Origin of the sequence: Dyella sp., from assembly GCF_035508675.1 — a bacterium.
Taxonomy (GTDB): domain Bacteria; phylum Pseudomonadota; class Gammaproteobacteria; order Xanthomonadales; family Rhodanobacteraceae; genus Dyella_B.
Genome location: NZ_DATJMN010000349.1, coordinates 1 through 4,074, shown reverse-complemented (window position 1 = coordinate 4,074; position 4,074 = coordinate 1). Strand labels below are relative to the sequence as shown.

General features: G+C 61.7%; 2 protein-coding genes and 3 pseudogenes. All 5 read right to left on the bottom strand.

Annotated elements, in window-relative coordinates; all coding sequences use genetic code 11:
* A pseudogene (locus VMA74_RS18430) lies at positions 1-336 on the bottom strand (cellulase); the annotation flags it as partial.
* 472 nt (positions 337-808) lie between these two features.
* Entirely contained in the window at positions 809-1,327 is a 519-nt protein-coding gene (locus VMA74_RS21670; protein WP_414649639.1) for a hypothetical protein, read from the bottom strand.
* Positions 1,318-2,413 (bottom strand): annotated as a pseudogene (locus VMA74_RS18425) (family 43 glycosylhydrolase); the annotation flags it as partial. The pseudogene VMA74_RS18425 and the gene VMA74_RS21670, both read right to left, overlap by 10 nt.
* A 34-nt stretch (positions 2,414-2,447) precedes the next feature.
* Positions 2,448-3,590, bottom strand: coding sequence for a sugar ABC transporter permease (locus VMA74_RS18420; protein WP_325369622.1), 1,143 nt, complete (start codon positions 3,588-3,590; stop codon positions 2,448-2,450).
* Between the two features lie 218 nt (positions 3,591-3,808).
* Positions 3,809-4,074, bottom strand: a pseudogene (locus VMA74_RS18415) (D-xylose ABC transporter ATP-binding protein); the annotation flags it as partial.

Sequence of the window (4,074 nt, the reverse complement as noted above, 5' to 3'; positions counted from 1 at the left end):
ATTGCTGCCGCCGGATGCATACGAGAACGCCGCCGGGATCGTACTGACGGTGGAGAGCTGTTTCGGGAACAGCGTGTCGCCGGTGGGGTTCCAGCCGTAGTGCCAGCCGCGGATGCTGGCGGGATAGCCGTACAAGCTGTTGCTGCTGAAATTGAACGATGCCGTCCATTGCGGATACTGGCCACTGGACGGGCTCCACGCGATGTTGCTGTTGTTGAAATTGTTGTCCCATGCGAAATACGGCGGATAAAGATTGTAGGCACCGGCGTGCGCGGCAGTGGTCACACCTGCGCAAAGCAACATCCCGGCAAGCATCGAAGCAAGCGTCTTCTTCATGTCGTTCTCCCGATGTGATGATTCATGCCATGTTTTTGGCGTGCAAACATCTGCGGGGAGTCGAACCCCTTTTACCTATGTGGATTGTCACTCCCCTCTTTACATGCAGTGGCGTCACTGCATGACCGACGCTATCGATAGTCGTGCAAGCGCATCACGTCAAACCAAAAATCGTGAATATGCGTTTGAACATCCAATTTCGTAAACGGTGATTTTTGTTTTGATAATGGGCGTGAACGTTGCGTCACGACGCATGCGGCGAATATAAGCTTGGGTGCACGCATAAAAAAACGCCGGCATGGACTCACGTCCAGCCGGCGCCGTCCAACCAGCGTCACCAGGGGTTGGTATGCCGCTGCTTGCACTTGCGCGCCCGCAGTCTGGGGCTGCGAGCGATGTGCAAAGGCTAAGGCCTCTCGCCCGCCGCCGGGAGGGCTGGAGTGATCCAACAAACTGTATTAATGGGCCACGCTCAGGCGATGGCGCGGTAGGTGAAATTGCGCACGCGTATGCTGCCCTGGCCGGCGCTGTAGATGCCAAGCCGGAGGCTGAGAAACTCGCCGAACACGTTGTGGTGGATGCCAGACACCTCCATGCGCAGGTCGAGCAGCGTCCAGGTTCTGCCTTCGTCGTGCGAGTAATGGAAAGTCACCACGTTGTGGTCGTTGGTCAGCCGGATCCGCACACTGGAGGTCTGCATCGGCTTGCGCGCCCAGCCGAGTTCGGAGGCGTACTCGAAGGTTTTCATCTGCGCCGGCGTAAAGCCGATGCCGACGAATGCCTTCGGGTTGTAGAACAGCAGCAGGCCGCCTTCGGCGTCGCCGATGAGATCAAGCGTGACTTCGGCGACATAGGAACGATCGCCGACCAGGCACGTCAACGGCGAGGTATCGGCCGGCGACTGGCCCTTGCCGGCGATGCGCAGGCCATTGGCCTCGTAACGCGCACGCTGCATGTCTTCCGGTGTCGGGTTGTAGAACGTCCATTGCACGCCGAGACGGTTGCTGCTGAAGTCGTCCGACCAGGCGGCGCCGGCTGGACCGCGCGCACCGCCTTTGGGCGCAGGCAATGGCCTGGACAGATCGCCGCCGATGGCGCGGAACCAACCGTCCGCGGTCCAGGTCATCGGCTCCAGCAAGGTCTGGCGACCCAGCGTTCGCAAACCATTCTCGTAACCGTGGTAAACCATCCACCAGTCGCCTGCGGGGCCTTCCACCAGCGAGGCGTGACCGCGCGACCACCACGGTTCGTCGGCGCTGACCGTGCGCACCAACGGGTTGTGCGGGCAATCCTCCCACGGGCCGTGGACGGATCGGGAGCGCGCGGCGATCACCATGTGGCTGGTCGGCGGACCGGCGGTGCCGCCGACGGCGGTAATCAGATAAAACCATTCGCCGTGGCGCAGCAGCTTCGGGCCTTCCGGCGCGAAATCTTCCACCACCCAGTTTTCTGGATAACGCCACGGACTGTAGGCATGCACCAATGGACCATCCGCCGCCAGGCCATCGTCGGTCAGGCGCACCATGCGAATGCCGTTGACGAACAGGTAGCGCTTGCCGTCCTCGCCCACCACGTGGCCCGGATCGATGCAGCCCACGATGTCCATGTCGATGGGATCGCTCCACGGGCCTTTGATGTCGTCCGTCCAGATCACGTGGATGGACCAACCGTTGCCCGTGTCGGCGGGGATGTAGATGAAGTAGCGGCCGTTGTGCTTGCACAGGTCGACGGCGAAGATGGTGCCGAGCGGTTTATGCAGCGCGGCAGTGACCGGCGCCCAATTCAGCAGATCGGTGGAATGCCAGATCACGATGCCCGGGTAGTAGCAGAACGACGTGAACGTCATGTAGTAGTCGTTGCCATCCTTGAGGATGGTGGGATCAGGGTGATCGCCGGCGACGATGGGGTTGAGGTAGGTGCCGTTGCCGAGATCGGCTTTGCGCTGGTTTTCCGGGCCACGTGCCCATTGGGGCTTGTAGGGAGCGCAGTGTGCGGTGCCTGCTTTCGCCACGAACGGCACGGCGGCCGCGCTGGTGAGCGCCATTTTGAAAATGTTGCGGCGGCTCGTGCTCACCATTGTCTAAGTCCCCTTTTCATCCCAGCCTACGCACTCAATCACGCTTGGTACCCGACAGCACGTCCACCCACACGGCAATCACCAGGATCGAGCCCTTCACTATCAACTGCCAGTAGTTGTCGACGTCCATCATCGACATGCCGTTGTCGAGGCTGGCCATCACCAGCGCACCGATCAGCGCGCCGTGCACCGTACCCGCACCGCCGCGCATGGAAGCGCCGCCGATAAAGCACGCCGCGATCGCATCCAGTTCGCCGTTGGTGCCGGCAGACGGTGAACCGGCCGCCAGCCGCGCGGTGTTGATGATGCCGGCAAACGCGCACATCAAACCCATCAGCGCAAACACCACCATCTTCACGCCGGATACGTCGATGCCGGACAAGCGGCTGGCTTCCATGTTGCCGCCCACCGCGTAGATATGTCGGCCGAATACCGTCTGTGTACCGATGTAGGTAAAGATCGCCAGCAACCCAAGCAGGATCATCACCGGCAGCGGCACGCCGTTGTAGCGATTGAGCATCACCAGAAAGCCGGCCATTACCGCGCCGATGGCGACCACCTTGACGGCATCCCGCCAGGCGGCCGATTGCGGAATCGACAAGGCGGCACGGCGGCGGCGGCGGGCGATCGTCATCACCGCCAGCGCCACGAAGATGATCACCGCCAGCCAGCTCGAAAGCGTAGGGTTCACGTAGCCCTGTGCGAGATACACCATGTCGGCCGGCACCGGCGCAATGGTGGCGCCATGCGTAATGCCCTGCAGCACGCCGCGAAACGCCAGCATGCCGCCCAGGCCGACGATGAACGACGGCACGCGCAGCCGCGTGACGATAAAGCCGTTGAGCATGCCGGCGGCAAGCCCCAGCAGCAGCACCACGCCCACCGCCGGCCACGATCCCCATTGCAGGTTCACCGTCAGCACCGCGGCGACACCGCCGAGCAGGCCAAGCAGGGAACCGACCGACAGGTCGATCTCGCCGGCGATGATCACGAACACCATGCCGCAGGCCAGCATGCCGGTGATCGACGTCTGGCGCAGCAGGTTGGAAAGATTGCGCGAGCTGATGAAGGCGCCGTCGGTGGCGATGTGGAAGAACACCCAGATCACCGCCAGCGCAAGCAGCAGCGCGAGGATCTTGTAGCGGACGAAAAGTGTGCGGAGTTCTTGTGCGCGCATGTTCAAGCTCACATTTCCCTAATTGAATGTCACTCAAGCCGACTAAACGGCTTGTTCGAAGCGTTTGTCATTCCGGCGAACGCAGGAATCCAGTTCAAGTACGTTGTGCGAAGCACTCAAAGCCACTGCTGTGTCCTTCGGACGCATGTTCGTACTGGATTCCGGCCTTCGCCGGAATGACGGCAAGACAACATTGAGCGTTACAAAAAAAAGCGAACCTAAGCCCGCTTCGCCTGCGGAATCGCCGCCGCCATCACCTGCTCCTGCGTCAGCCCGTCGTTCGGCAGGTCCGCGCACAGGCGTCCCTCGCCCATCACCAGCACGCGATCGCTGGTGCCGAGAATTTCCGGCAGCTCGGACGACACCAGGATGATCGAAATTCCCTCTTTCGCCAGCTCGAAGATCAGGCGATAGATGTCCGCCTTCGCGCCCACGTCCACGCCGCGCGTCGGCTCGTCGAGAATCAGGATGCGCGGCTTGGTCA